26 protein-coding genes are annotated in these 25,421 nt (G+C 42.3%); 2 read left to right on the forward strand and 24 right to left on the reverse strand.

Annotation, left to right across the window (positions count from 1 at the left end; translation table 11 throughout):
- Positions 1-63: 63 nt before the first annotated feature.
- The 4 genes from JZO70_RS04145 to JZO70_RS04160 all read right to left on the reverse strand — a co-directional run bounded on the left by JZO70_RS04145 (position 64) and on the right by JZO70_RS04160 (position 4,685).
- The gene (locus JZO70_RS04145; RefSeq protein ID WP_207672282.1) at positions 64-1,011 is read right to left on the reverse strand and encodes a DHH family phosphoesterase; all 948 of its coding nucleotides are present in this window, start codon (positions 1,009-1,011) and stop codon (positions 64-66) included.
- 13 nt (positions 1,012-1,024) lie between these two features.
- Positions 1,025-2,356: a DRTGG domain-containing protein gene (locus tag JZO70_RS04150; RefSeq protein ID WP_207672283.1), complete on the reverse strand. Its 1,332-nt coding sequence runs from the start codon at positions 2,354-2,356 to the stop codon at positions 1,025-1,027.
- 121 nt (positions 2,357-2,477) lie between these two features.
- Positions 2,478-2,948, reverse strand: a complete 471-nt coding sequence (locus JZO70_RS04155) for a YbaK/EbsC family protein (RefSeq protein WP_207672284.1) — start codon at positions 2,946-2,948, stop codon at positions 2,478-2,480.
- 252 nt (positions 2,949-3,200) lie between these two features.
- On the reverse strand, positions 3,201-4,685 hold the full coding sequence (locus JZO70_RS04160; protein ID WP_242703763.1) for an MFS transporter: 1,485 nt from the start codon (positions 4,683-4,685) through the stop codon (positions 3,201-3,203).
- Positions 4,686-4,804: 119 nt separating this feature from the next.
- Between JZO70_RS04160 and JZO70_RS04165 the strand changes: the two genes are divergently transcribed.
- Positions 4,805-5,056, forward strand: a complete 252-nt coding sequence (locus tag JZO70_RS04165) for an AbrB/MazE/SpoVT family DNA-binding domain-containing protein (protein WP_207672285.1) — start codon at positions 4,805-4,807, stop codon at positions 5,054-5,056.
- Complete coding sequence (locus JZO70_RS04170) at positions 5,040-5,372, forward strand: type II toxin-antitoxin system RelE/ParE family toxin (protein WP_207672286.1); 333 nt, start codon at positions 5,040-5,042, stop codon at positions 5,370-5,372. The genes JZO70_RS04165 and JZO70_RS04170 overlap by 17 nt, the downstream gene beginning before the upstream one ends.
- A gap of 35 nt (positions 5,373-5,407) precedes the next feature.
- Here JZO70_RS04170 and lpdA read toward each other — a convergent pair whose 3' ends face one another.
- From lpdA to JZO70_RS04265, 20 genes are all read right to left on the reverse strand, one after another.
- Positions 5,408-6,790 carry a dihydrolipoyl dehydrogenase gene (gene lpdA / locus JZO70_RS04175; RefSeq protein WP_207672287.1) on the reverse strand — a complete coding sequence of 461 codons (1,383 nt, stop codon included), beginning with the start codon at positions 6,788-6,790 and terminating at the stop codon, positions 5,408-5,410.
- A complete protein-coding gene (locus JZO70_RS04180; protein ID WP_207672288.1) occupies positions 6,783-7,475 on the reverse strand; it encodes a 2-oxo acid dehydrogenase subunit E2 in 693 nt (230 codons plus the stop codon). Before JZO70_RS04180 ends, lpdA begins: the two co-directional genes overlap by 8 nt.
- On the reverse strand, positions 7,468-7,710 hold the full coding sequence (locus JZO70_RS04185; RefSeq protein ID WP_207672289.1) for a biotin/lipoyl-containing protein: 243 nt from the start codon (positions 7,708-7,710) through the stop codon (positions 7,468-7,470). The genes JZO70_RS04180 and JZO70_RS04185 overlap by 8 nt, the downstream gene beginning before the upstream one ends.
- A gap of 16 nt (positions 7,711-7,726) precedes the next feature.
- Positions 7,727-8,698 carry an alpha-ketoacid dehydrogenase subunit beta gene (locus tag JZO70_RS04190; protein WP_207672290.1) on the reverse strand — a complete coding sequence of 324 codons (972 nt, stop codon included), beginning with the start codon at positions 8,696-8,698 and terminating at the stop codon, positions 7,727-7,729.
- Between the two features lie 13 nt (positions 8,699-8,711).
- Positions 8,712-9,719, reverse strand: a complete 1,008-nt coding sequence (locus JZO70_RS04195; RefSeq protein WP_207672291.1) for a thiamine pyrophosphate-dependent dehydrogenase E1 component subunit alpha — start codon at positions 9,717-9,719, stop codon at positions 8,712-8,714.
- 42 nt (positions 9,720-9,761) lie between these two features.
- Positions 9,762-10,994, reverse strand: coding sequence for a RuBisCO large subunit C-terminal-like domain-containing protein (locus JZO70_RS04200; protein ID WP_207672292.1), 1,233 nt, complete (start codon positions 10,992-10,994; stop codon positions 9,762-9,764).
- A gap of 75 nt (positions 10,995-11,069) precedes the next feature.
- Positions 11,070-11,756 carry a PTS sugar transporter subunit IIA gene (locus tag JZO70_RS22340; protein ID WP_242703765.1) on the reverse strand — a complete coding sequence of 229 codons (687 nt, stop codon included), beginning with the start codon at positions 11,754-11,756 and terminating at the stop codon, positions 11,070-11,072.
- Positions 11,740-13,992 (reverse strand): sigma 54-interacting transcriptional regulator, encoded by a 2,253-nt coding sequence (locus tag JZO70_RS04205; RefSeq protein ID WP_242703766.1) that lies wholly within the window; start codon positions 13,990-13,992, stop codon positions 11,740-11,742. The genes JZO70_RS22340 and JZO70_RS04205 overlap by 17 nt, the downstream gene beginning before the upstream one ends.
- Positions 13,993-14,144: 152 nt before the next feature.
- On the reverse strand, positions 14,145-15,398 hold the full coding sequence (locus tag JZO70_RS04210; protein ID WP_242703767.1) for a PTS transporter subunit IIC: 1,254 nt from the start codon (positions 15,396-15,398) through the stop codon (positions 14,145-14,147).
- A gap of 44 nt (positions 15,399-15,442) precedes the next feature.
- Positions 15,443-15,739, reverse strand: coding sequence for a PTS sugar transporter subunit IIB (locus JZO70_RS04215; protein ID WP_207672293.1), 297 nt, complete (start codon positions 15,737-15,739; stop codon positions 15,443-15,445).
- Positions 15,740-15,766: 27 nt separating this feature from the next.
- A complete protein-coding gene (locus tag JZO70_RS04220) occupies positions 15,767-16,261 on the reverse strand; it encodes a PTS sugar transporter subunit IIA (protein WP_207672294.1) in 495 nt (164 codons plus the stop codon).
- A 29-nt stretch (positions 16,262-16,290) separates the two neighbouring features.
- The gene (locus tag JZO70_RS04225) at positions 16,291-17,331 is read right to left on the reverse strand and encodes a zinc-binding dehydrogenase (RefSeq protein ID WP_207672295.1); all 1,041 of its coding nucleotides are present in this window, start codon (positions 17,329-17,331) and stop codon (positions 16,291-16,293) included.
- 254 nt (positions 17,332-17,585) lie between these two features.
- The gene (locus tag JZO70_RS04230) at positions 17,586-19,265 is read right to left on the reverse strand and encodes a ribonuclease J (RefSeq protein WP_207672296.1); all 1,680 of its coding nucleotides are present in this window, start codon (positions 19,263-19,265) and stop codon (positions 17,586-17,588) included.
- A 349-nt stretch (positions 19,266-19,614) separates the two neighbouring features.
- The gene (locus JZO70_RS04235) at positions 19,615-20,859 is read right to left on the reverse strand and encodes a hypothetical protein (protein ID WP_207672297.1); all 1,245 of its coding nucleotides are present in this window, start codon (positions 20,857-20,859) and stop codon (positions 19,615-19,617) included.
- A gap of 130 nt (positions 20,860-20,989) precedes the next feature.
- Positions 20,990-21,505: a helix-turn-helix domain-containing protein gene (locus JZO70_RS04240; RefSeq protein ID WP_207672298.1), complete on the reverse strand. Its 516-nt coding sequence runs from the start codon at positions 21,503-21,505 to the stop codon at positions 20,990-20,992.
- A gap of 151 nt (positions 21,506-21,656) precedes the next feature.
- The gene (locus JZO70_RS04245) at positions 21,657-22,367 is read right to left on the reverse strand and encodes a hypothetical protein (protein WP_207672299.1); all 711 of its coding nucleotides are present in this window, start codon (positions 22,365-22,367) and stop codon (positions 21,657-21,659) included.
- A 13-nt stretch (positions 22,368-22,380) separates the two neighbouring features.
- Positions 22,381-22,986 carry a hypothetical protein gene (locus JZO70_RS04250; RefSeq protein WP_207672300.1) on the reverse strand — a complete coding sequence of 202 codons (606 nt, stop codon included), beginning with the start codon at positions 22,984-22,986 and terminating at the stop codon, positions 22,381-22,383.
- A complete protein-coding gene (locus tag JZO70_RS04255) occupies positions 22,983-23,486 on the reverse strand; it encodes a signal peptidase I (RefSeq protein WP_207672301.1) in 504 nt (167 codons plus the stop codon). Before JZO70_RS04255 ends, JZO70_RS04250 begins: the two co-directional genes overlap by 4 nt.
- Positions 23,470-24,327 carry an LPXTG cell wall anchor domain-containing protein gene (locus JZO70_RS04260; protein ID WP_207672302.1) on the reverse strand — a complete coding sequence of 286 codons (858 nt, stop codon included), beginning with the start codon at positions 24,325-24,327 and terminating at the stop codon, positions 23,470-23,472. The genes JZO70_RS04255 and JZO70_RS04260 overlap by 17 nt, the downstream gene beginning before the upstream one ends.
- A gap of 95 nt (positions 24,328-24,422) precedes the next feature.
- Positions 24,423-25,415, reverse strand: coding sequence for a hypothetical protein (locus JZO70_RS04265; RefSeq protein ID WP_207672303.1), 993 nt, complete (start codon positions 25,413-25,415; stop codon positions 24,423-24,425).
- Positions 25,416-25,421 lie beyond the last annotated feature (6 nt).

Genomic DNA, 25,421 nt, shown 5'->3' on the forward strand with positions numbered 1-25,421 from the left:
GTTTTACCATAAAACAAGAACTAGCCATGTTCAAAAAAGACATGACTAGTTCTCAATTTTATTCTATTTTTGCTTGTACAACGCACACATCGCCTGCAATTCGCGATAGATTTCTTCCCGCTCAGCGTCGTCGTGCGCGTTGGCGCCACTGGCTAACGGATGCCCGCCACCGTGATGGCGCTTGGCTAGTTCATTAATAACCGGACCTTTTGAACGCAGACGGACACGGTAGTAGCCTTCTGGTTGTTCTACAAACAGTCCCCATGCCAGCACATTATCAATTACGCCAGGCAATGGTACTAAAGAAGAAGTCTCTGAATCAACAATGTCATATTTTTTCATCACTTCTTGGGATAAAACAACTTGGGCAGCTCCATTTTCATCTACTTTTAAATTCTGGTACAAGTAACCGGAAAGCTTAGCCACCTTCAAGGAAATTTGTTCAATTTCCCGGTTTAGCTTGGTGGCATCAAAATGATGGTCGATTAATTTGGCTGCTACCCGCAAAGTATGGGAAGTAGTTGCTGGATACAAGAAGCGGCCAGTATCTCCAACAATCCCGCCATACAGCAAGCGTGCTGCATTTGAAGTCAGCTCCAAATCAAGATCAAAAGCCAAGTCAGCAATCATCTCGCTGCAGCTGCTGGCTTTCGTATTCACCCACACGATGTCACCGTAGGGATCATCGTTGGGATGATGGTCAATTTTGATTAATTTATCTCCTAGTGAAAAGCGTTTGTCGCTGATTCGTGGTGAATTTGCAGTATCCGTAACAATTACCAACGCATCTTGATATTTTTCGTCTTCGATCGTCTCCATGCTAGCTAGAAATTCCAAGCCCTCTACCGATCCACCAACTTGATAAATTTCTTTGTCAGGGAAATTGTGGCGCAAAGTCTCAGCCAAGCCCACCTGCGAACCAATGGCATCAGGATCAGGACGTTGATGACGATGAATAATAATGCGATCATATTCTTTAATTGCTGCGATAATTTTTTCTATTGTTGTCATATTTTGCCTCTTTCTATGAACGTTCCATTACTTGGCAAACCACTAAAGCTTTTGCCACGATGACATTATCAATATATACTTCTAAATCTAATTTGGCAGAACGTCGGCCGAATTCCAAGATTTTCGTGCGGATTTCAATTTCACTTTCCAGCTGAATCAGACGCAAATAGTGCAGATTCATTTGCTCAATCAAGGTATTGCGACGCTGATCGATCATCAAGGTTCGCTGTGCAACATTTGCCAGCAATTCACTTAGTACCCCAAATGAAATCGTTCCAACACTATTGACCATTTGCGGACTAACTTCGAATTTGAAGCAAGGCAGCTCTAACGGATTTCCATCGCGGTCAGTGTCTACCATAACGATATCGCCAACAATTTGATCAGAAATCGTATTGGACATTTGCGGCTGACGCTGAACCAGCTGCATCGCCTTCATGACGTCTTGACGGCTGACCATCCCCAATAAGGTCAAATCGTCTTTGACTACCGGCATCATTTCCAGTCCATCCCAAATCATTCGGTGACTCACGGAAGCTACACTCATATTGGTTTTAACTACGATAGGATCTCGCGTCATTACGCGATCTAACAATTGATTATCGGCTTTTCCTAAAATATCTTTGGCCGTGACAATGCCCACGACCCGCATATTTTTATTTACGACTGGAAAACGAGAATGTCCCGTTTCTTCAGATAGAAGCTGATAGCTGGAAATCGGTTCGCCAGCCTGCAAGTATTGTGTCTTCTCCAAAGGCATATAAATATCGCTGACTTGCATAATGTCTTTTTTGATTAATTGATCACTTAAAGCCCGGTTGATCATGGTCGCAACGGTAAAGGAATCATAGGTGGTCCTCAGAACTGGCAATTCCAATTCATCACCTAATTGGGAAATTTCTGGATCCGTGTCAAAGCCCCCAGTGATTAACACAGCTGCCCCATCTTTCAAGGCTAGTCTTTGAGCACCTAAGCGGTTACCGACGATCAGCAAAGAACCTGGGGTAATATAACGCTGCATCGCCTCTTCTGTCATGGCACCAATGACAAATTTATTTAAATCTTTGTCTAAACCAGCTGCTCCACCGAGAACGTCGCCTTCAATGATGCGGACTACTTCGCCAAAAGTAAGGCGTTCGATATTTTTCTTTAGCTTACGCTCGATTCGAATGGTCCCGACTCGTTGGATCGTGGAAACCAGTCCGATATTTTCAGCATCCTTGATCGCCCGATAAGCCGTTCCTTCACTGACACTTAAATTTTTGGCAATGCTGCGGACGGAAATACGCTCTCCCACCGGCAAACTTTCGATATGTTCTAAAATTAAATCATGTTTAGTTGCCACAACTAACCCTCCTGTTTCACCTTTTTCATTGGTACAGTTTTATCTTTTTTAGTATAACAGAAGGAACAATAAAAAAGAAGCCAGCTGCTAGTTTTTCAACAAATCAGCTGACCTCTTGTGGTTATTTCAATAAACTTTCAATCTCTGGGTGTAACAGTTCCAGCAAATCGCTGGCAGCTAATTCAACCGCTTTACCGATTTCGCCGCTGGAAATAATTACTTGGTCATAATTATGAATGCTTTCGTCAAACACGATTAAATAATCCGGATGATTCAAGCGAATGCCAATTGGCGTATTTGCTCCATGTTCATAGCCAGTATGTTCCAATACAAAATCCATCGGCGGCAAACCAATTTTGCGATTGCCGGTGGCCTTGGCAGCTTTTTTGTAGTCTAAGCGAGCGTCCAATGGTACTACTGCGATGACCACACCGGTTTTGTTGCCTTTTAACACTAGCGTTTTGAAAATTTTATCATGATCGACAGGTTCTTCGGTTAATACGGCGGTCCCGTCTTCTCTTTCTACTGGCAGTTCTTGCACAGTGAAAGCAATGCCTTTTTCGGTTAAATATTCTTCTACTTGATTAGCCATTTTTCTTTCCCTCTATTTCGTTATTAAAATATTCATTTTTTCAAAGAAAAAATGAGTCTGATTCTCTCCACGCGTACCATTCCACTAAGTATGACGTTACTTCTTTTTGCCTGTACCTTTTCTTGCTTCCTTCGAACGCTTTGTTCCTGCGAAAAGTGGAACTGGCATCTATTTCGTTATTAAAGTATTCATTTTTTTAAAGAAAAAATGAGTCTGATTCTCTCCACGCGTACCATTCCACTAAGTATGACGTTACTTCTTATTACTCGTATCTTTTTTTGCTTCTTTCGAACGCTTTGTTCCTGCGAAAAGTGGAACTGGCATCCTCCTAAATCGAACAACCGAAAGAATCAGCGCAATAAAACACAACGCAAAGGATGCGACAAAGGTAATTCGCATGCCAAACACAAACACATCTGGTCGATTGGCGATATAAGTGGTTACTCGTTCGCCGTAAGCTGCGCTCATGCCGCTATACAGAATCGTGGTAGCCAGCGCGATCCCGATGACCATACCAAGATTGCGGGCAAATGAGTTCAAACTGCCGGCAACACCTAGGTTTTCTTTGGTCACGCTGCTCATCACCATCGTATTGTTTGGCGACTGAAACAATGCATTGCCAAAGCCCATGATAGCTGTCGCAATAACATAATACCAAATCGGAGTTGTCTCATTCATGAAAATGTACATAATTTGAGTAACTGAGAGCATCACCAATCCGGTGACAACTAAAATTTGTGAACCTACTTTATCGGTCAAATACCCGCTGATGGGTGATCCTATCACCATCAAGAACGGAAATACCATCATTAACAAGCCTGAATAACTAGCTGAAAGTCCCCGTGCACTTTGTAGATAAAATGGAATCACCACATTCACGAAGAAGTTGGATGAGAAGATCAATACAGCGGTGATCAAACTCATGGTGAACATTTTATTTTTGAAAATACTGAAGACAATCAACGGATCGGTTTTCCGTTTTTCCACATAGATGAAAAAGATAAAAGCGATCAGTGCTAGTCCTAATAAGCCTAACGGAAGTGGGTTCAAATAGCCAATCTCCTGACCGATAAAAATACTGCCAAAGAAGCTCATGATCGTTACCGCAAAAGCACCGAAGCCTAAGAAATCAATCTTACGTTGAGACATTGTGATATCCTTCGGCAGGAATTTCTCACCAATTAGAATCGTGGCAATCCCGACTGGTACGTTGATCCAGAAAATATAAGACCAAGAAAATTGAGACAAAATCAAGCCACCGATGCCTGGACCAGCAATTGAGCCTAGTGACACAAAAGCACCGATTGAGCCTAATGCCCGGCCCCGTTCCTTCATAGGAAAGACTTCGGTGGCAATCCCTGAATTGGTTGCCATGGTCATGCTGGCTCCGATCCCTTGAATCACTCGACCAAACAATAGGAATTCTAATGAATGATTAAAGCCGCACAATAATGAGCCAACGGTAAAAATAATCGTTCCAATCCGATAGACTTTAATTTTCCCAAAGCTGTCTCCGATTTTCCCAAACAAAAGCAAACAGGCACAGACTACCATTAAATAGATGGAAACCACCCATTCGGCTTCATTCATTGGTACATTCAAATCTTTGGAAATCGTCGGCAAAGCAATGTTTACAATACTGGAGTCCAAGGTGGACATGAAAGCAAACATAGCTACCGATACGAGAATCCACCAGCGGTTCTTCTGAACTAATGGATCGTCTTGATAAGTCGCCATACAAAAACTTCCTTTCCAATCATTGTGATTATAACAATTTTTGGAAAAAAGGAGCAGTAATATGCCGCCGGGTGTTATAACGTGTTATAATCAACAAAAAAGAATAGGAGTTGAATTTTATGGGTGAACTTAAAATTCGAAAAATCGGCAATTCAGTTGGGGCAATTTTCCCTAAAGAGTGGGGATTAGAAGCTGGAGATGTATTAGAGTATACAAAAGATGGCGACAATTACGTCCTAAATACGCAGAATATTGCTAGAGAACACGATCGACAGTTGATCGAAGAAAGCTTTGCTGAGTTTGAGACTGGTAAAACTTTAACGGAAGAACAAATGAAGAAAGAGTTTGGGAAATATGGCTGGGGAGAATAACGATCAGTATACAATTAAATATACAGAAAGTTTTAAGAACAGTCTTCGAGAGAATATTCATGAATGGGAATCAAGCCTGCTGCTTTCAGAAGATATCATAAAAAAATTCGTCCATTCGATTTATAGCTCTATTAATCTTCTGAAGCTCTTTCCAGAGATGCACGAAGATGTCTCTCATATCTATCGTTTTAATGAGCCTACTTATCGTATTCTGATTGGGAAGAGTTTTGCTATATTCTATCGTTTAGACAAGAAACATAAAATTGTCCAAATCGGTAATTTATTTAAACAAAAGCAGATGGATGTGACTTTTTGACCCAAAAGAAAAACTTCAGATCTGCTCTGAAGTTTTTAGTTAGAAATATGAATCGCTCGGTGATCCGCAGCTAAGGTTGCTTCGCGGAATGCTTCACTTAGAGTTGGATGTGGGTGAATGGTTGCGATCACTTCTTCAGCTGTTCCGCCGTGTTGTAATACACAGGCGGCTTCGGTGATTAAATCAGTCGCTCGTTCACACAATAAGTGAACCCCGATTAGTTTATCTGTTTCTTCTTCTACAAGTACTTTCGCAAAACCATAAGTCTTATCCATTGCTAAAGCTTTGCCACTGGCTTTTAATGGGAATTTACCTGTCCGATAGTTAATGCCTTTTTTTGTCGCTTGTTGTTCAGTTAATCCGACACCAGCAAACTCTGGATCTAAATAGACACAACCTGGTGTTACTTGTCCATCAAAGCTTTCGTGACTATCCAACGCATTTTCTGCGGCTATTTCTCCTTGAGCTGAAGCATAGTGAGCCAACATGTTTTGACCAGTGCAATCACCAATAGCATACACATTGGGCACGTTGGTTTGTAAATGATCATTTACTAGAATACGTTGTCTTTCAGTTTGAATACTAGTATTTTCTAATCCCAAGCCTTCGATATAGCTTCTGCGGCCCACAGCTACCAGAAGTTTTTCGCCACAAAGCGTATCTTCACCTAATGAAAGCTCGACATTGGTTTCGTTGCCCGTCACTGCTTCTACCCGTTGACCTAGTAAAAAGTTGATGCCTGCTTTAGCTAGTTTTTTTCGCAACAAACCGGCTAGTTCTTGATCCATCGCTGGCAAGATTTCAGGCTGCTCCTCGACAATTGTCACTTCAACACCGAAAGAATTAAAAATCGATGCAAACTCGATCCCAATGACTCCACCACCAATGATAATCATTGATTCAGGCAATTCTTCTAGCGCAAGGGCTTTACTGGAGTCCAGCCAACCATTGTAGGTATCTAATCCTTGAATCGAAGGAATAAACGGCTTAGAACCAGTTGCTAAAATAATTTGGTCCGGTTGCAAATCGACCTTTTCACCATCTGGTGCGTTTACTTCAATGGTTTGATCGTCAATAAAACTCGCACTCCCTTGAAGAATTTCAATTTGATTGCTTTTCATCAACCCAGTGACACCCTTGACTAACTGCTTAACCACTCGATCTTTACGTTTCATTACCGTGGTCCAGTCAAAACCTTGAAGCTCAGTTTGAATGCCGAATTTCTGCGCTTGTTTAACTTGTTCAAGGGCTTCTGCAGACTGCAGCAACGCTTTAGTAGGGATACAGCCGACATTCAAACAGGTCCCGCCAAGAGAATTTTTTTCAATTAAAGTGACTTTAGCCCCCAACTGAGCGGCGCGGATCGCAGCGACATAGCCGCCTGGTCCACCACCAATGATTGCAATTGTTTTATTCACCTGCATCCCCCTTTACTGACAATAGCTCATTCGGCTGCTCCAAAATTTCCGCTAAGCGGGTTAAGAATCTGGCTCCGCTTGCTCCATCAGCTACGCGATGATCTAAAGTCAGGACTGGTTCCAAAACAGAAGCTGCAATCAATTGATCGTCTTCATCAACGTATGGCTTTTTAGAAATTTTCCCAATAGCTAGGATTCCTAGCTCTGGTGTATTTACAATAGAAGAAAAAGTTTCGATATTAAACATCCCCAGGTTGCTGATAGTGAAGGTGCCGCCAGATATATCCTCCATCGAGAACTTTCCAGTCAGACTTTGTTCTTTGATCCGATTTAAATCGACTTGAATCTCTTCAAGCGATTTCGTGTCTACATTGACGATAACCGGAACTAACAAGCCACGCTTGGTATCACTGGCAATTCCGATATTTACCTCATCGACAGTCTCCACCAGACCGTCAACAAATCGTTGATTAATTTCTGGATATTCAATCAATGCCAGAGCCGCTGCCTTAGCAATGATTGCCGTAAAAGAAACCTTAACAGGCAAAGTTTTGCGATAAGCGATCAACTTATCACAGCGAACCGTAGTGCTCAGTTGAAACTGAGGCACATCGGTCCAGCTGCGGATCATTTGTTTAGCCATGGCTTTTTTTATACCAGTAAGCTTTTTCCCTTCACTACTCATCGACTTCAATCCAAGCGATGGTTTCACCAATATCAACTGTCGCATCTTCTTCTTCGACAATTTCTACTAAGGTACCATCTAGAGCGGATTCCACATCAGTAGTGGCTTTATCCGTTTCAATCTCCAACAAAACTTCACCTTTTTTTACAGGATCACCGGCTTTTTTATACCAAGTGATAATGGTTCCTTCATCCATGTCTAATCCGATTTTTGGCATAATGACTTCTTTTTTCATCTACAGGTCTCTCCTTCTATTTCAAAGTGGCTTTTACAGCAGCTATTACTTGTTCTTCATCCGGCACATAGGCTTTTTCCAGATTACGGGCAAATGGCACCGGTACGTCTGGTGCTGTCACTCGTAGAACCGGCTGCTTCAAATGCTCGAAAGCAAACTCTTGAATCTGAGTCGCGATCTCGCCGCCAAAGCCAGATTTTTTCACTGCTTCGTGCACAATGATGGCATGCCCAGTCTTCTCAACTGATTTTAAAATAGGATCCATGTCTAGCGGCTCAATGCTTTTCACATCGACAACTTCAGCGCTAATCCCTTCATCTTTCAGCTTCTTGGCTGCTTTCAAGGCTACGTTAACCATTGCTGAATAGGCAATAATCGTAATATCATCACCGACTTCTTTGACTTCACTTTCGTAACTTACTTCATAAGGTTCTTCTGGCACTTCGCATTTCAGTTTGTATAAGGCCTTGTGCTCTACAAAGACCACGGGATTGTTGTCACGAATTGCTCGCAGCAATAACCCTTTGGCATCGTAAGCATTCGAAGGCATAACTACTCGAATCCCTGGTACATGAGACAAGATATTCTCTAAGGATTGCGAATGCTGAGCCCCATTCCCTAGTCCTGCTCCGCACTGAGTACGAATCACTAAAGGAATACTTACTCGACCACCATACATGTAACGCATCTTGGCAGCTTGATTTAGAATCTGGTCAAAACAAACACCAATAAAATCCATGTAAGATAGTTCAACAATCGGACGACGGCCAATCATTGCTGAACCTATTCCAGCACCAACTATAGCAACTTCAGAAATCGGAGTATCCCTCACCCGTTCAGCCCCAAAATTATCCAGTAAATCATAGCTACAGCGTAATTGTCCGCCATAAACTGCAATATCCTCACCAATTGTAAAAACATTTTCATCACTGTTAAAAGCAATGTGCAGCGCTTCGTTGACTGCCTGACGCATTGAAAGTTTCCGCATACAAATCTCCTTCCTATCCCTTGGAAAATACTTTCCATTCAATTTCTTCAAAGGTTGGATCATATAAATCATTCATAATATCTTCAACCGCCGGCTCAGGATCTTGCTTAGCCAGTTCAGAGGCAGCCAACACTGTTTTTTCTTCTTCTTTTTCGATTGCCTTTAGTTCATCCTCAGTTACTTCATAGTCATTCATCAGCAACTGTTCACAGCGTAAAACCGGATCTTTTTCTTTCCATTTCTCAACGTCCTCTCTGCTGCGATAGTTTTCATTATCCCCGAAGTAATGCCCTGACATTCTGTAAGTATCCATTTCTAGTAAAACCGGACCTTTGCCAGCTAAAACTTCTTCTTTGACTTCAGCAAAGGTTTGATAAACTTTTACTAGATCATTGCCATCAACGGTTATCCCTTTGATGCCATAAGCTTTGGCTCGATCTGAAATTCGTTCGATGTTCATCGATTTTTCGGTAGAAGTGGAGATACCAAATTTATTGTTTTCACAAATGAAAACCACAGGCAGATTCCATATTGAGGCCATGTTTAGTGCCTCGTGGAAAGAACCTTCGTTTGAGGCACCATCGCCAAAGAATGAAACGGTTAGATTCGGTTCATGAGCAACCTGTTGTCCCAGACCTGCTCCCATTGCCATCGGAATCCCGCCACCAACAATTCCGTTAGCACCAAGATTTCCTGTAGCCATATCAGCAATATGCATTGATCCGCCTTTTCCTTTACAATAGCCGGTTTCCCGTCCCATCAATTCAGCAAACATGCGGCGTAAATCGGCACCTTTAGCGATACAGTGGCCGTGCCCACGGTGAGTCGAGGTGATGTAATCCTTGTTGGTTAAATGGGCACAAACGCCTACGGCTATGGCTTCCTCGCCGTTATACGTGTGCACCGCAGCTCGCGTAATATTAGCTTTGGCAAGCTCGATAGCTTCATTTTCGAAAGCGCGAATTCGCACCATTACTCGATAAAGCTCTAATAGTGTTTCTTTTGAAAGAGTGTTTTCCAATGAAATTCCCCCTATAGTTTGATACAGAAAATATGTGTTCGACTATGACCAGAATTTTAAAGCATGGTCTAATTCTTCGTGGTTTTTAGCTGCTTCTACTACTGGAACCTCAGCCATAACTGATTCGATAGCTTGTAACAGAGCTTTAGCTCCTGAAACTGCTCCATCTGGGTGACCATAGATACCGCCACCAGCCATTAGAATCGTTTCATTGCCCAGCAGATTCATCAAATATTCAATACTTCCTGGATGAACACCGCCAGCTACCGTTGTGAAGGCTGGTTCAATAGATTTCATTGGAGTCGATAAGGCACTATGCGTTTCCACCAGTTCATCTGTTGTTGTGCCAAATCTTCCACTATCGGGATAAACCAGTGGCATATCCATACCCATCATACGCGGCAATTTTCCACAGCTAAGTGCTGCCGACATGCCATTGTTTTGAGAACGGTAATAAGCGCCTGCTCCAGCACAGTGACCAAAGATCGGGATTTTGATATTTTCTTTTTTCAAGAAACGTACTAAGTCTTCAGTTGCTGCCCAGCCAAGTGCATTGTAATTCACCATAATCGAGTTAGCACCGGCATCAATCGCGGCTTTAGCCCGATCCACCACATTTAAGCCAGTAATATTTACTGCGTATAGAGTAGATTGGTCTTTGCCGACTTCTTTCAAATGAGCCATCACTGTTTTCACGCGATCGATCATTGGTGAATAAGCAGGATCACTTAATAATTCGTCATCCTTAATGACATCTGCTCCACCTAGTGCTGCTTTAGCTGCACCGGCTGCACTGGCTTCTGGTGGAACACCAATACATGGCTTCAAAATAGCTCCAACTAGTGGACGATCCTGTACACCTAACAACTCGCGAATACCGCTAACTCCCATTAAAGGTCCAGTAAATTGTTCCAGCATCGCATCAGGAAACTCAATATCCACCAGGCGAATACCATCTTGGGCTAAGACATTTCCAGCAACTGTACTGATTACCATGGCCATATAGGCTGGGAAGTTGGCTGTTGGATAAGCTACTCGGGCAACACAAGAAATGCCATCAGACATCGGGTAGACACCCACTACTTTCGCACCATATTTTTCAATGACCTCGGGAGTTTCCCCTTCTACATGAGTCCAGGTTCCAGCACTTTGATCGGCAGCAACCAGTTTGACCCAGTCGTAAAGATCCGGTTCTTTTTCTGACTTCATATAATAAGTTGCTACTACAAAATCATTGCCTAAACCTTCTGCCATTTTCAACGTTTCAAATTTCATGCTTTTTTCATCTCTTTTCAAATTTTTAGTTGATTCAGATTTATGCTCAACTTTCTTTGTTTCGATTGAAAAACTTTATTCGTAAAATGGATCTAAGTATTTTTGAATTTGCCTCTTGTCTTGCATTTCCACCAGCTTATCCACAGCACGTTCATCAGAAATGACCGAGTAAACTTGACTAAAAATTTGGCTCGTATCTTCGGTGAAGGCCAACAGTAACACAGCCTTAGCTGTTAACTGTTCTCCCCAAGGAATCGGCTGGTTTGGCAGCAATACTGCAATTTGCGGCTTGATCACTTCTGAAAAATACCCGTGAGGAATCGCCACACCGGTTCCTAAACAAGTTGGGACCATCTTTTCTCTCTCGATAACGGTCTGGAGGAAGCTTGGTTTTACATAGTTGTGCGCTACTAATTTGTCAGCCAAGAAAGCAATTGCTTCATCTCTTGTTTGAACCTCCTGGTTAATAAATATTAAGGATGGATCAGTGATAGTAGCATTCCCGGTTTGCATAAACAGCTGCCTTTTTTCTATCTGAACTAAAAATCGTTCCAAAGCTTCTGGCTGCTGCACATCCTGCATCAGAAACAATGGGATATCTCCCGTTTCCACCTTTAGGGAACCAGCTATTCCTAAAATGTGATAATTCCTTTTTACCTCAGCCAGCTGCTCGCTAATCGATTGCTGATTCAGCAAGCTCAGTAACAGGAATTCAGCGCTTGGGTACGCCGCGAGAATCAGTTCTTTAAGATAGTCGTACAAATATTTGGCACAGCCCTCCCCCGTTAAACAAAAACAGACGAAAGCCAGCTTTTTTGTGACTAGGATCAGGACTGCTTTTGATGACAGCATTTTGCTGTTGCTTGATTAATGACTCGGCCACTTCATCCAAATTCATGTCAATCAACTGCGTTTTGCGAATCGCGTCCAATACCATCAGCGTATCCACCCGGGTAACCGTGCGAACTTCAATCCCTAATTCTTCGGCAATTTGGCTGCCAAAGGTTTCTGGCGATCCCATATCCACCAGAATAAGAACACCGCGTCCTTGGTTGTTTTTCTGTACCTGCTCCAGTAAACGGTTGTAAATCGAGCGGGGACTTTCATCCAAGCTGATGCACAAAGAAGTTAAATGGGACTTGCCCATTAGTTCGTCAGCTACTGCCACCATTTCGGCAGCCACCCGTCCATGAGTGACCACGATTACTCCGATGGCATCGCCATAGCGAACCTTCCCGCTGTTGGTAGCTGATAGATACATAGCAATAAAACCGATCTCCTCATCAGGCAGCTCCATACCGATATATTCCTCAGCCAGCCCAGCCATCCTGCAAGCCAATTGAAACTCTTTAGGATAGTGTTTTTTCACATTGTCTAGATTCGGATTTAAAATATGTTCACCTTTACGGATACGTTCAATGGAAGCATTAAAATGCGTCGCTAAGCAAAACAGCAAGGATTTGTCGATCTCGCCCAGTTCTTCCTTAGCGATTTTCAGCATTTCCTCTACCATTTGCAGTAGATCCTCTTCTACAATCGTTTGGATGTTATCGGTCAGCTGATTGACCTCTTTGTTGGTTTGAATATTACTGATGTAGCGGGAGATTTTTTTCTCCATCAGCTTCCAAATAATTGAGTTGATGTCCTTTTCGGAAAAATGATCAGCATGCAGCTTGGCATATTCTGTTTCGATAATGCGATACAAGCCTTCTGAAAACTCGTAAGGATCTTTAACTTTCAATTCAGGAATCGGATTTTTTTCAGTTGGGGAAACGATCAAATCTTTCGAAGAGAAGTAGTCGATTTCTTTGGATGGTGCTTCGGTTTCTTGCAGGACTTGGTTAGAAATCACCAACATTCCTCGATCAATTGTAATCCGTGAATTATCTTCCAGTTTGTGCATACAAGCTAGGTAGCCTTTAGCACAAGCAACTTGAATTTTACTGCGCAGCTCTCCCACATTGCCGGGATAATGCAACGACAGCAAGCGTTTCATGGCATCTGAAGTAACCAAAATCTCCCGATTAACTCTTACTGCCTCCTGCCGGAAAAAGGTCTTGATTATATCGTATTTTTCATCAATCCCCCGTGCCGTTAACGCTGGAATACCAATGACCATCGGAATGCGACGGCGGAAAGTATCTAACAAATTGGTTTCAATATCTTCCGTGGTAGCAGCAATAATCATAACCTGCGCACTGCGGGTTTTCTGATCCCCTAAGCGTCGATAGACCCCTTTATCAATCAGTTGAAACAGCATCTCCTGACCATCCGGCGGCATGCGATGAACCTCATCTAGAAACAAGATGCCACCATTGGCCTGACTGATTAAGCCTTCCCTATCTTCATCGGCACCGGTGAAGGCTCCTTTTTGATAGCCGAAAAGCTGGGCATTCAATAGCTGCGGATTTTCCGCATAATCGGCACAGTTTAATTCCACAAAGGGCATTTCTTTGGGCTCCAGCTGTTTGCTTAGCAAAGCGAATTTGTACATTGCTTCAGCCAAAATACTTTTCCCGACACCGGTTTCCCCGACAATCAAGGTGTGCAGACCAATCGGCGGATACATGGCCGCCGCTTTCGCTTGCTCTACTTGAATACTAAGACTGCGTTGTGCACCGATAATGCCAGCAAAGGCTTCATTTTTATTCCGCGACGGCGGTTGGTCCTTTGTGTTATTGTCAGAAATGAAAATATTGTGCTGCTCAATAAAACTGATCGTACTGTTTAACGTGATCCGATAACCGGAATCAACCAACTGTTTAGTCAGTTGATTCATGCTAATCGTTGGCTCCGCTTCCAAAATAGCGGTAATTGCTTTTAGTAAAATCGCTTCACGACGCTCTCTGGAATTTTCGATGCCTGCTTTTTTCCTCATAGTGGTGATGCTGCTGCGAGAAAGTTTTAAGTGTTCAGCCAGTTCTTGATCTGTATAGGGATTTTTTAGATCCTCTGAATCAATCATCTGCACCATACGGGCATATTCGGATGATTTCATGTTGTTTTACCTCCTCAACAGATTGAAATGATGATTATAAATGACATTCATTACCATTTATTTCATCGTACTATAAAACTGACTTGACTGAACATCCCATTTTTAACATTTACGGTACCTGGGTGATACCTGACCCTAATAACTTACAAATCCTAGGAGGTCGAGGATCTTATACAATATGAAGGTGATTGGGTTCCCCCTTCAGAAAGGCTGCTGATTAATGAAGTCCCTTCCGGAAACTCAAAACCAACGATCTCCGCAATATGGGTATGAGCCCCGGCCATTGCAGTTGCACACCAAAAATAGATGGCAAATACAACAAAGACCGATAGACAAATGTGCAAGATATTTTCTTTCGCAAAGGAAGTAATTCCAATGATAAACCAAGGAACGGCTACCAATGACGCGGTTGCCAGCATACGGTTACCAGGAATAATCGACATAAAAGTAACGATTGGTGTCATGATTAAGATAGCCGACATAGTTGCTGGATTTCCCATGATGGTAGAAGCATCAATTCCGATCCAAACCTCACGGCCCTTCATATACTTAGCAGTGAAAATTTTGGCTTGGTCTGAAATCGTAATTAGACCTTCCATCATGATCTGAATCATCCGCGGCAGTAAAATCATTACCGCTGCCATGTTAAAACCTAACAGTAAAATTTGACGAATATCATAGCCGGCGATAAAACCAATTAACATCCCTAACACTGCTCCTATAACAATTGGTTCACCAAAAATCCCCATGCGACGCTGCATTGTTTCAGGATCGGCTTTAATATCCTTGATAACCGGAATTTTTTGCAATAGTTTTACTATCGGAATCCCAATCATTGCCGGTGCGATAATTGCTCCAGTCGGCCAGCTACAGCCGGGAATACCGTAAAATTCCTGATACATCGGCGCCATTTTATCCGCCCATTTTAAAGAGACTGCCATATAGATACACCCTGCAAGTACTGTGAAAATCACATTGCCGGTCGCGCCATAAATTAAGGCTGCACAAGCAGCAAAAGACCAATAATTCCAAAAATCGACCATCAGTGTCTTCGTGAAATTCAAGAAGATCAACGCAATATTCGTAGCAATCAGTGCAATAATTACCATCCCAGAAGCTGGTTGTCCCCAGGCCATCCCCATCAGGCCCCAACCAACGTCCACCACGTCCAAGTTCCAATTCATTCGTTCAACCATCGACATCGTCGCTGGTGACATTTGAGCGATCAGCATATCAACTGTCAAGTTCAATCCAATGAAACCAACTGTTGCTGTTAAAGCTGAACGAACCGCGTCCCCGACTTTTAATCCTAGAACAAGGCCAATAATCAACAGGGCCACACATAAAATCCCGTTACTTCCTAAGCCTGTAAACCACTGGAAACCTTTATTTACTGCTTCAAACATCAATTTCCCCCCATTTCTAAATAATCTACCCCATTTTTATTTAGCTAATCACCTTGAAGAATTTGTCGCATTTCTTCCAAAGCTTCGTCTTTACCGATACCGGAAATAAACGGTACCCCGTTAACCTTTGGTGCATTTAGTTCAACTGTTACAGGTGTCATTAACAAATACATGTCCGGCTTCATTGTGCTCAATACCGTTTTGATCTCAGTGGCACGGCGTTTGTTCATCTTCACTTCAATGCCCATTTCTTTTGCTAACTTTTTGACCTCATTTTCTCCTGCTGTCGATGTCGCAAAACCGGCCCCGCACACGACTACTACTGTTTTTACTTCTGCCATTTTCTTTACCCCTCTCTTTTTTTGTTCTTACCGTTGTTCCTCGCGAATCGAAAACTCATGATGCATGATTTTTTCGATCGCTTCAGGTGTTTCAGCCTTTAATAAATTAGCAACTACCGCGGAATCTTGAATAATCTCCATTACATCTTTTATCATATCTAAGTGGGCATTATTTAAGTTAGCCGCCAACATGAAGACTACTTTCACATCCAAAAAGCAGTCAGGATTTTCCATACTTGCGAACTTGACACTTTCCTTTAATACCGCGACACCAATACCTTGTTTAAAAATCTGAGAACGTTCACTGTGAGGAATAGCAATTGGTACAGGAGTTGGCACACCTGTTGGAAATTCACGTTCCCTTTCTAATACTGATTCTCCATACCCCTCACCTACCATACCGTAATGAGCCATTTCTTCTGCTAACTGATAAATCAGGCGATCACGCTCTGTTTCTTCGGTAATAATGGCATGGATTTCATTGTTACTAACCATTGGTTCTTTAGGGAATGATTTATCCAAATGTTTCACCTCCTTCGCTTTTTACGTTCTCATGGAATAATAACGCCCTTGATCATTTTACCTGCGCGCATATCCGCAAAGCCTTGCGCTAAATCCTTCAACTCATATTTATGGGTAATGAACTTACGAGCATCCAACTGGCGATTTAATACTAAATTCAATGCCTTCCGGTTTACTTCTGGCGAGTAAGCTGAAGCACCATAAACCATAATTTCTTTATAATGGATTGCGTTAGTATCTAATAGCTTGGCACTAGAAGGATGAATACCGCCAAATAAAATGACTTTCCCACGTTTACGAGCCAAATCTACTGCATCCGCCTGTGCCTGACCAGCAGGACAAGCACTAATCACCACATCGGCTCCTCGGCCATTGCTTTTCTCTAAAACCATTTCTTTCAGTCGCGGATCTGAGCTGCTCATATTTACAACATTATCAAATCCCTGTTTTCGAGCTAAGTTCGCCTTGTCTTCATTCATCTCCACAATCACAACTTCTTTTACCCCACGAATGCGGGCAATTTCACTGTGAAGACACCCAATTGTTCCTGCTCCAATTACGACTACTAAATCATCCATGACAATATTGGTGTTCATTTGCGCACATAATACTGAAGATGCCGTCTCTGCAATAACTGTGACAATCGGATCAATATCGTCAGGAATCGCGTTGAAGCAGCCATGATCAATGATTTCTTTCGGAAAAGCAATATATTCCGCAAAACCGCCATCGATTCCTTCCGCAGTTCCGATCATGCGAATGTTGTCGCATAAGTTCTGAATTCCGTTTTGACAATACCAGCATTCACCACACACAACTACCGGTGCAATCGAAAGACGAGTACCTTCAGGAAATCTTGGATAATGGCTTTCAATTACTTCAGCTGTGATTTCATGTCCTGAAATTGCAGGTAGAATCGAATTCTTCGATCCACCGCCATAGGTACGCAGGTCTGAACCGCAAATACCGCAGGCAATCACCTTTACTTTTATACCGTCTGCAGGACAAGTTGGTTCCTCTACCTCTTCGTATCGGACATCATCGGGTCCATACAACACTTCTGCTTTCATTGGATCACTTCCTCATTCATTTTTTGCTTTCAACTTTTATAAAGCAATTCCTGTGCCAACTTCTATTCAACTTGGTCGAAAGGCGCCAAAACAAGAAAGCGTTATCATTTTTTCTGGAATTTTTAGCCAAACTTGAAAGCTCCTCAACATTTCAATTTGGTTTTTCGTCTGTTCATTTTGGTTCTTGTAGAGGACATCCCATGCAAAAAAACAGCCAAACATCTGCTTCGACGTTTGACTGTTACGTACTAATTTTATTTCCGGCGTCCTCTGCGTTGATTAGCTTCCATAATCACTGGAAGAATCACGGGACGGCGTTTGGTTTGTTCGAATAGATAGCGGCTTAGTTTGTCCCGGATGTCTTGTTTTAGCTTGCTCCATTCAAAATCATCAGAATGCAGGTGCTTCACCACGATTTCTTCGGTGATATCGCCGCTTTCTTTCATTAGGTCACGGCTGGCTTTTACATAGACGAAGCCGCGAGAAGTGATTTGGGGCGCAGAAACGATTTTTTTGCCTTTACGGTCAATCGTCACAACAATGACAAATATTCCATCTTCTGACAAGACTTTGCGGTCACGAAGTACGATATTGCCGATATCCCCAACACCAATTCCGTCGATCATGACGTTGTCGGCTGGTACGCTGCCAGCTGAGCTCAAGTGTTTGTTCTTGTACTCCAACACGTCACCACGGCCAGTGATAAAGATATCTTTATAAGCCATGCCTAGTTCGTGAGCCAAATCAGCATGAGCTGCCAGCTGACGGTATTCTCCTTGAACCGGGATGAAGTATTTTGGCGACATAAAGTTCAGCATCATTTGCAAATCTCTTGGATTAGCATGCCCTGAAACCCGCAAGTCTTCCGAAATACTCTTCACGATACCGCCTGCGCGATAGATCATGTCTTCGGTCTTAGCTACCGTCGTTTCCATTGCCGTTGTTGGCGTAGTGGTGATGTACACCAAGTCGCCTTCTTCAATGCGCAGGTTGCGGTGAGAACCGTTGGCCATTTTTTGCAATGACTTGATTGGTTCGCCCATGCGACCAGTTTCTAAGATGATCAATTCTTCAGGTTTGTATTTCTTCATTTCCTTCAAGGTCACAAACAACTCTTCTGGTACTTCCAGCTTGCCAAGACGCATAGCTGTCCGGATAATCCGTTCAAAGTCCTGACCGGTTAAAACTACTTTGCGCTGCGCTTTTTTAGCAGCATTCAAAATTTGCTGTACTCGTTGCAGGTTGCTGGCAACACAAGCGACAATAATACGGCCATCCCAGTATTTGATGGTGTCGTATACTTCTGCTGCAATGTCACGCTCAGAAGCAACCTGGATCGCATTTTCCGCATTGGATGAAGAGCTGAACAGCGCCAATACGCCTTCAGAACCAATCTCTGCCAAACGACGATAATCTGTTGCATACATAGGAATCGCAGTTGGATCAAATTTGAAATCACCGGTATAGACAATGCTGCCTTCATCGGTCTTCAAGCTAATCCCCACTGAATCCGGAATCGTGTGGGTTGTACGGAAGAAGCTGACGCTTGCTGTGCCAAAGTCAATTTCCGTATGCTCATCAATCACATGGAAGTCGTTGAACTTTTTGCTGTCGTCATTGTCCTTCACGTTCAATTTTGCCAATTCGATCGTCAGCTCGGTTCCAAATACTGGAACATTTACTTGGGATACTAAATATGGCAAAGCCCCAATCGCATCGGCGTGTCCGTGGGTCAAGAATACTCCTGCCACACGATCCGCGTTTTCGATTAGATAGGTAAAGTCAGGAATCACAATATCGATTCCCAGTAATTCATTTTCGGGATACTTTAGTCCGCAATCTAGGACAAAAATATCGTTATCCACTTCAACCACGTACATGTTTTTACCATTTTCACGCACTCCGCTGAAGGGGATCATTTTGATTGTACTCAAAAATAGCCACCTCTTATATTTTTTATCTATTAGTTTTACGCTTACTCAGACCCCGTAACAGTTCGGTCTGTGCATATACACTCATTAGCTATTATACATGATTTTTACTGAAAAACCATGCAGGGCGCTAGAATGGTAAGAAAGGCTTCGCAAACTCGCACAGCTTTGGAGCAATAAGACTAAAATTTTGATAAACTGCTCCTCAAGTTTCTCAAAATTTTCGCTTATTGCCGACAAAGTTAGTTTGTTAAGCCGGACACCATTAAAATCGGTTTAATAAGCTTTCTAATTGTGAATAACTATGCTTTCTTCAAACTAAAAAAAGAAGACACACAGTCTCCTTAATTTACTATAGTCCTCGCGCTTCTGTATCTATCACATCAGCTGTATCCATAAATGGTGCTAAGTAAGCCGCGCCTGATTCCAAGGCTGTGCCAGTTACCATAATCCGCGAGTTGCGGTAATATGCCGGTGAGAACTCACCCCAGGATTCTAGGCTGGCATCCTGTTGGCTGAAGACTGAAAATCCTGCATCCTGCAAATAAACATACGTTGGATTGTACTCATTGTAAGGCTGCCAAGTACCAATATCAGAACCTGACGGGAACAACAACAGTGGTGTTTCTCCAATGATCGGCTCCACTTCAGCCTTATATTTAACCGTATCCTGTTGAACGATCGCCAAGGTTGAGTGGTTGAAATTGATCGGTCCCCAAGAATAAGAGGCCAAGGTCCAGCCGGTTTCCTTCAAACGATCCGCAACCGCTGTTGCCCGTTCCTTGTTCTTAGCCTTCCCTTTTGCCGACACATCATAACCGAAGACGCCCTCTGCTCCGCTAACGGCCAAAGTGCCCTTTGATCCTCGATAAGAAAATTCTGGATGCTGCCAAACAAATTGATCCACTAGCGGCACCATATCATAGTTGCCTGCCAATTCATTGTCGCCTTCACGGTAACAGCTTTTCACCCGATTATCTCGATCCACTACTAGTTTAGTAGAAAGTCCCGCTTCGGCAGTTTCTTCATTATAAGAAACATTTTCCTGCGACAGCAACAACGGCTTCTTGCCATCTGGCAGTGTAACGCCGATGAATTCCCATTCACCGTTGTCGTTCTTTTTCACGATATCTGATAGTCGAACCAAGACATACTCTCGTTCATAGAGTTCATTTAACAGGTTGCTGAACTCATCGATTGTTAAGTTGTTCCCGCGGTAATTTGCGTTTGCGCTGAAGGCACGATCGGGTGAAACTACCAGTGGTTGTACCGATAAGTGAGAAAAGAGCGTCGGGTCAGACCAGACAATCGCTTCACTTTTTTGCAGCTCATAATCGGTAATCTTCGCTTCCGCTTCTTTTATATCTAAGTCTCTAAGCAGCTTAATGGCGCCATCATAATCATATTGCTTTGCTAGAGCTTCCGCCTGTTGCAGCTGTTCCTCTTCTTTCTTAGAAAGTGTGCCAGGTAAAGTTTTTCTGTCCACTTGGCTTTGTACCTCACTGCGGCTATCCAGCCCCACCTTGATACTAATTCCAGTTGCTAATAAAACCGCGAGCACTAACCCGCAAACAATCCACTTTTGTCCCTTTTTCATTAATAAATCCCCCAGTAAAAAACTTCACACTAACAATTTTAATGTAAAGCACCTGAAAAATATAGAGGGAATAGTGAAAAACCGGTATTGAAACGACTTTGTTAGCTTTTTGCAACATATTTTTCTAAATTTAGAGCGTATAGAGGTAAGCAATAAAAATGATAATCAAAATGAACGCTACAAGCGTCACTAGTTTGCTGCGTCGAAGCTCCTTTTCCCAGTCATAGGTTTTGCCCTTCAAGTGGCGGATTTTTAGATCGAAATAGATCATCGGTGCCATGTTAGTCACGAAGGCAATCATAATAGTCGTTTGCAGCCAAGATTCTGTGTTTTCTGGCATCAAGAACATCATGATAAAAAGCAAAACACCGGTTATTATTGTTCCCAAATAGAGAAACTGCGTTTGTCTGACCGCGAACTCTTTCTTCTTTATTTCTTCTACCATATCTGATCCCTCCAATAATAATTCATCCAACGACAGCTGAAAAAGCTTAGCCAGACGAATCAGACTTTCAATGTCCGGCATGTTTCGGCCATTCTCCCAATTGGAAATCGAACGAGCCGAGACAAAAATCTCCTCCGCCACCTCAGCTTGGGTCAGCTCCGCTTTTAATCGATTTTGTTTTAGTTGTTCACCAATCTTCATTGTTTGCTCCTTGTCGTTTTACTGTCATTATCGTATGGGAAATAGCGGGTTTTGTCTATCTATTCCAGGTAGAAAAGTCTTTCCGGTGTTGATTTAACAAGGTTTTTCGCGAAAAAAAGAACCAAAAAGCTGTTACACTTTTTGATTCCTTTTAGTTAGCTTGATTTAGTTCTTCGATCTGTTCTACTTCTGAAATTGGCCCTAAATAAGTCACGATGATTTTGCTGGTGGTGCGTTCTTCTTTGGGACTAAGCAGTTCATGAAGCTTCGAGTCCTCTGGAATTTCGGTTATAAACTTTTGGTTTAGGGAAGGTTCAGATGCCTCAACTTGCATGATTGGGTCGGTGGTCTCAGCTTGGAATAGTTGAGATACTTTGGGTAATTCTTGTGTTGAGTCAGATTCGGCCACTTCTCCCGATTCATCAATCGGTTCTTCCATTCCCAACTGGTAAGAAAGCTTTTTATCAGCTGTGTAAGTTAGGTAACCAGCCAAATAACTAGACTTGCCATCCTCTAAAGCATCTCCATAAAGCTGAATAGCGTAGATGCCGTCTTCTTGCAAAGACAATTCTTCTTGTTCACTAGTTACAGAATCGGATTCGAAGATTAGTCGTGGAGAAAGTTGAGCTGGTTCGATTGATGATTCATCTTCAATAGACTCAGCCTCTGTATTGCTTTCTGCTGGTTGAAGATCCTCACCTATTTGTTCAGCTTGGGCTACCGCGGGTGCGGCGACTTTTACTGCTGTATTGCTTACGCCTATTACGTAAGTCCGTCTATCAGTGAATTTAGCTAATGTATAACTTGAAGCAGTCAGGAAGACTAAAAATAGCAAAGTAATCAAAATTTTATTGCGTTTCATATTTCCTCGCTTTCTAGTCGATCTGCGTAACGACAGGAATTAGATTCAAATCGTTTCTATGATGTGTGCCTAAACCTGTGTGACTTAATATAACTGTCCATTGGATAGCCCGCTTATTTGCAGAAGGTTCAAGAGTATATGTTAACATTGGGGCACGATTTGGAGTACTAGGGTTTTCTATAGTTTCTGCTACTTTTCCATCAATTACTAGTTCCACACTATCTACATCTAAAGGCTGCATTGTTCCCTCAATAGTCTTAATCATATCTAGTTTTACAGTAGCTTCAGATTGAAGTTCAATGTTAAAAACTGCCTTGAACTTCTCATTTTTACTTTGATCGAGCTCATACAAATTAATCTGTCTAATATTTTCCCAATCAGTCATGCTAGCCTCTTGTGATATCACATCACCTTGTTCAGTAGTTATATAAGTTAAATTTTCTATCTCGTAAGAAAACTCGGCCGTCCTAGCACTATCCGGACTAGCATAAATGTCACTGGTATATCTCGCACTAGTCCACCCAATAGTAGCGCAGGTCAGACAAGCCAGTAGAAAAAGATATCTGAAAGAGTTGTCACGTATTTTTAAAATTACTTTTCTAATATTGCCTTTATTCATTCAGACACTCCTTCCTCTTTTCTCTTTGAATCTAAATAAAACGTTAGTAAAAATAATACGATAATTACCAGCATCCCTAACGGTGTACTCACGAATTGAATCAAGTAACCAATCAGCGGAAGAGTAAAGACGACTCGTCCAAAAATCTGATCGGCTACTATCGGTGTATCTTCAGCATTGTTGGCATCCCCTTGAGTAACAAATTGCTCACCATTAGTTGTGATAATTCGATGGGTTGTTGGCCGGTTGTCGCCTTCTTGGATAAAAGTGATCATATCACCATCTTCGTAGTCATCCTCTTCTCGGACAACCACCAAATCACCCCAAGACAATACCGGCTCCATACTTCCAGAAGCCACCACCGCATAACCATAACCAAATGCCATGGGGAAGCGGTTCTCATTCACATTCCGTTGATACAAACTATATAAATTGAAGCTTAAAATCAGCAACAAAAATACAATCGTTATATTTTTTAATGCATTAACTATCCTGCTCATCCTGCCGTCCTCTGCGTCGCCAAATAATAAAAACAAAAAATACAATCAAGAAACCGATCACGATACTTGCTTTAGCTAATGATTCGCCGGTTTGCGGGAGTGTCCGCCATCTTCTTTCCGAGAAGAAAGAGGAAGCTCTGCTGATATAAGAGTCGCCATCACTAGGAGCATCTCCTTGCGTGTTGGGAACTTCACCTGAACCACCAGGGTCTGGATTGTCACCAGAGGGCACAGTTCCTTCATCTGTTTCAACAATTACATTGAGTGACAATTCGTAAACCAAATCTTGCGTTTGAGCTAGAACACCGTAATCGGTATCTTCAGGGTCTCGATTCCGTTCAAAAGGCCATTGCCACTGCAGGTTAATCGTTTCACTCATTCCCGATTCGAGGATACGTTTGTAATCTAAAGGAAAGGTATCTGACCACAAATTCCAACTGTCATCCCCTTGGGTAATCCAAGGACCATTAGCCACACGCAGCTTAAAATCTAACGGAAGCTCATCAACATTTTGATTTCTGCCGATAACCGTATATTCGATCGGATACTCATATGTATTGTGGATGGTAAAAGAATAATTTCCGCTAGTACCTGGTGCAATTACTTTTTCGCCGTTCAGAGCAGGATTCGCAACCGTATCTTCAATAACCGTCGCAAATATGTTGGTATTAGTCATCTCACCTGGACGCCAGCGCTCGCCATACTGATCTATCACATACACAAAATCTTCAATTGCCGCGTACGCCTTTTGCGTTTGGACAAAAAAACAGAGGAATAAAGCCGCAAAAAATAAGATCAGTCGACTTATTTTGCCTACTGGATAATTGATGTGCTTATCCATGATTTTCCCTCCTCTTTTTCAATTTCTCAAAAGGCTGCCTAGTGTTAGACAACCTTTTGAGAAGCTGAAAACAGCTTCTCAAAACATAATGCAAATTAGTCGACTTGGACTTGTGTACCTCTTAATTGAATAACTACGCGAGGGACATCAAGCGTCACTCCTCCATCAAGAGCTTCCGAGGCATTGAAGCCTAATAAAGTATCAAGTTCATTTTGACTAGCAGCCAACGGATTATCATTGATGTCGCTGTCTTGATTTTCAAAAGGCCATACCCATTCAATACTACCAAGTTTCACACTAGTATCTGTACCGTGTCCATCTGCTGGATAAATAACCTCTGAAGAAAACAGGTCAGGATTGTTTTGTATCAACCAAGCAACAGCAGCACCGTGGGCATGATTTGGTATTCTAGAATCATCAACCGGATTAGGCTCATCTTGCTCCAAATAATCCGCGATAAAAGCTTTAAATTGTGGGTTTTCTACATTTTTTGTTGGTTCTTCACTACTTCCATTTGCTGTACTTACTCCATTAAAAACTAAATCACCGTTTTTATCGTAAAGTCTAAATTTTAATGGTGCCCAATAATATTGTCCACTAATTACAGCCCAACCTTTTCCACCAGTATGATTTGAGTAAAACATTGCCTTATCGTTGAATCCTTGTTTAGGTGCAGCTGGATCTGTAGTTCCTACTGGTACTGGAACTTGTAAGGTAGTATCAGTATTGATGCCTAACTGTAATTTATAAGCAACTTCTGGATCTTCACTCGGATAGTTTGCTAACAAATCAGACTTCTGAGTAGTCCCTGGTGCAATTACATTCTCAGTAGTTTCGGAAAATACAGATTTTTTAGCTTTGTTTGCATCATAAGAGGTATTAAATAAATCAAAAGACTCCCAACCCTCACTCAAGTACCATTTGGCAACTCTAGCACCATCACTCGCAGTACCAATAGTCCCTGTATACTTCGCCAATGTCCCGCCTAACAAACTAGTTGTCAGTAAAACCGCACCAAACAACAAAACAGCGGTTTTTACAGACTTGTTGCTTTTACGCTGTGTAATTTCTTTCTTTTCATTACTCATTTCTTT

It is taken from the genome of Candidatus Enterococcus moelleringii, from assembly GCF_017377575.1.
Taxonomy (GTDB): domain Bacteria; phylum Bacillota; class Bacilli; order Lactobacillales; family Enterococcaceae; genus Enterococcus_A; species Enterococcus_A moelleringii.

Bases quoted from the DNA above. Each gene is read 5' to 3' on its own strand.
- JZO70_RS04145 (WP_207672282.1), bottom strand. From the start codon at position 1,011: ATGACAACAATAGAAAAAATTATCGCAGCAATTAAAGAATATGATCGC.
- JZO70_RS04200 (WP_207672292.1), bottom strand. From the start codon at position 10,994: ATGAAATTTGAAACGTTGAAAATGGCAGAAGGTTTAGGCAATGATTTT.
- JZO70_RS04235 (WP_207672297.1), bottom strand. From the start codon at position 20,859: ATGAAAAAGGGACAAAAGTGGATTGTTTGCGGGTTAGTGCTCGCGGTT.
- JZO70_RS04225 (WP_207672295.1), bottom strand. From the start codon at position 17,331: ATGAAAGCAGAAGTGTTGTATGGACCCGATGATGTCCGATACGAAGAG.
- JZO70_RS04210 (WP_242703767.1), bottom strand. From the start codon at position 15,398: ATGTTTGAAGCAGTAAATAAAGGTTTCCAGTGGTTTACAGGCTTAGGA.
- JZO70_RS04170 (WP_207672286.1), top strand. From the start codon at position 5,040: ATGGCTGGGGAGAATAACGATCAGTATACAATTAAATATACAGAAAGT.
- JZO70_RS04205 (WP_242703766.1), bottom strand. From the start codon at position 13,992: ATGAAATCATCCGAATATGCCCGTATGGTGCAGATGATTGATTCAGAG.
- JZO70_RS04190 (WP_207672290.1), bottom strand. From the start codon at position 8,698: ATGCGGAAACTTTCAATGCGTCAGGCAGTCAACGAAGCGCTGCACATT.
- JZO70_RS04265 (WP_207672303.1), bottom strand. From the start codon at position 25,415: ATGAGTAATGAAAAGAAAGAAATTACACAGCGTAAAAGCAACAAGTCT.
- JZO70_RS04155 (WP_207672284.1), bottom strand. From the start codon at position 2,948: ATGGCTAATCAAGTAGAAGAATATTTAACCGAAAAAGGCATTGCTTTC.
- JZO70_RS04180 (WP_207672288.1), bottom strand. From the start codon at position 7,475: ATGAGTAGTGAAGGGAAAAAGCTTACTGGTATAAAAAAAGCCATGGCT.
- JZO70_RS04250 (WP_207672300.1), bottom strand. From the start codon at position 22,986: ATGAATAAAGGCAATATTAGAAAAGTAATTTTAAAAATACGTGACAAC.
- JZO70_RS04215 (WP_207672293.1), bottom strand. From the start codon at position 15,739: ATGGCAGAAGTAAAAACAGTAGTAGTCGTGTGCGGGGCCGGTTTTGCG.
- JZO70_RS04260 (WP_207672302.1), bottom strand. From the start codon at position 24,327: ATGGATAAGCACATCAATTATCCAGTAGGCAAAATAAGTCGACTGATC.
- JZO70_RS04245 (WP_207672299.1), bottom strand. From the start codon at position 22,367: ATGAAACGCAATAAAATTTTGATTACTTTGCTATTTTTAGTCTTCCTG.
- JZO70_RS04165 (WP_207672285.1), top strand. From the start codon at position 4,805: ATGGGTGAACTTAAAATTCGAAAAATCGGCAATTCAGTTGGGGCAATT.
- JZO70_RS04240 (WP_207672298.1), bottom strand. From the start codon at position 21,505: ATGAAGATTGGTGAACAACTAAAACAAAATCGATTAAAAGCGGAGCTG.
- JZO70_RS04185 (WP_207672289.1), bottom strand. From the start codon at position 7,710: ATGAAAAAAGAAGTCATTATGCCAAAAATCGGATTAGACATGGATGAA.
- JZO70_RS04255 (WP_207672301.1), bottom strand. From the start codon at position 23,486: ATGAGCAGGATAGTTAATGCATTAAAAAATATAACGATTGTATTTTTG.
- JZO70_RS04160 (WP_242703763.1), bottom strand. From the start codon at position 4,685: ATGGCGACTTATCAAGACGATCCATTAGTTCAGAAGAACCGCTGGTGG.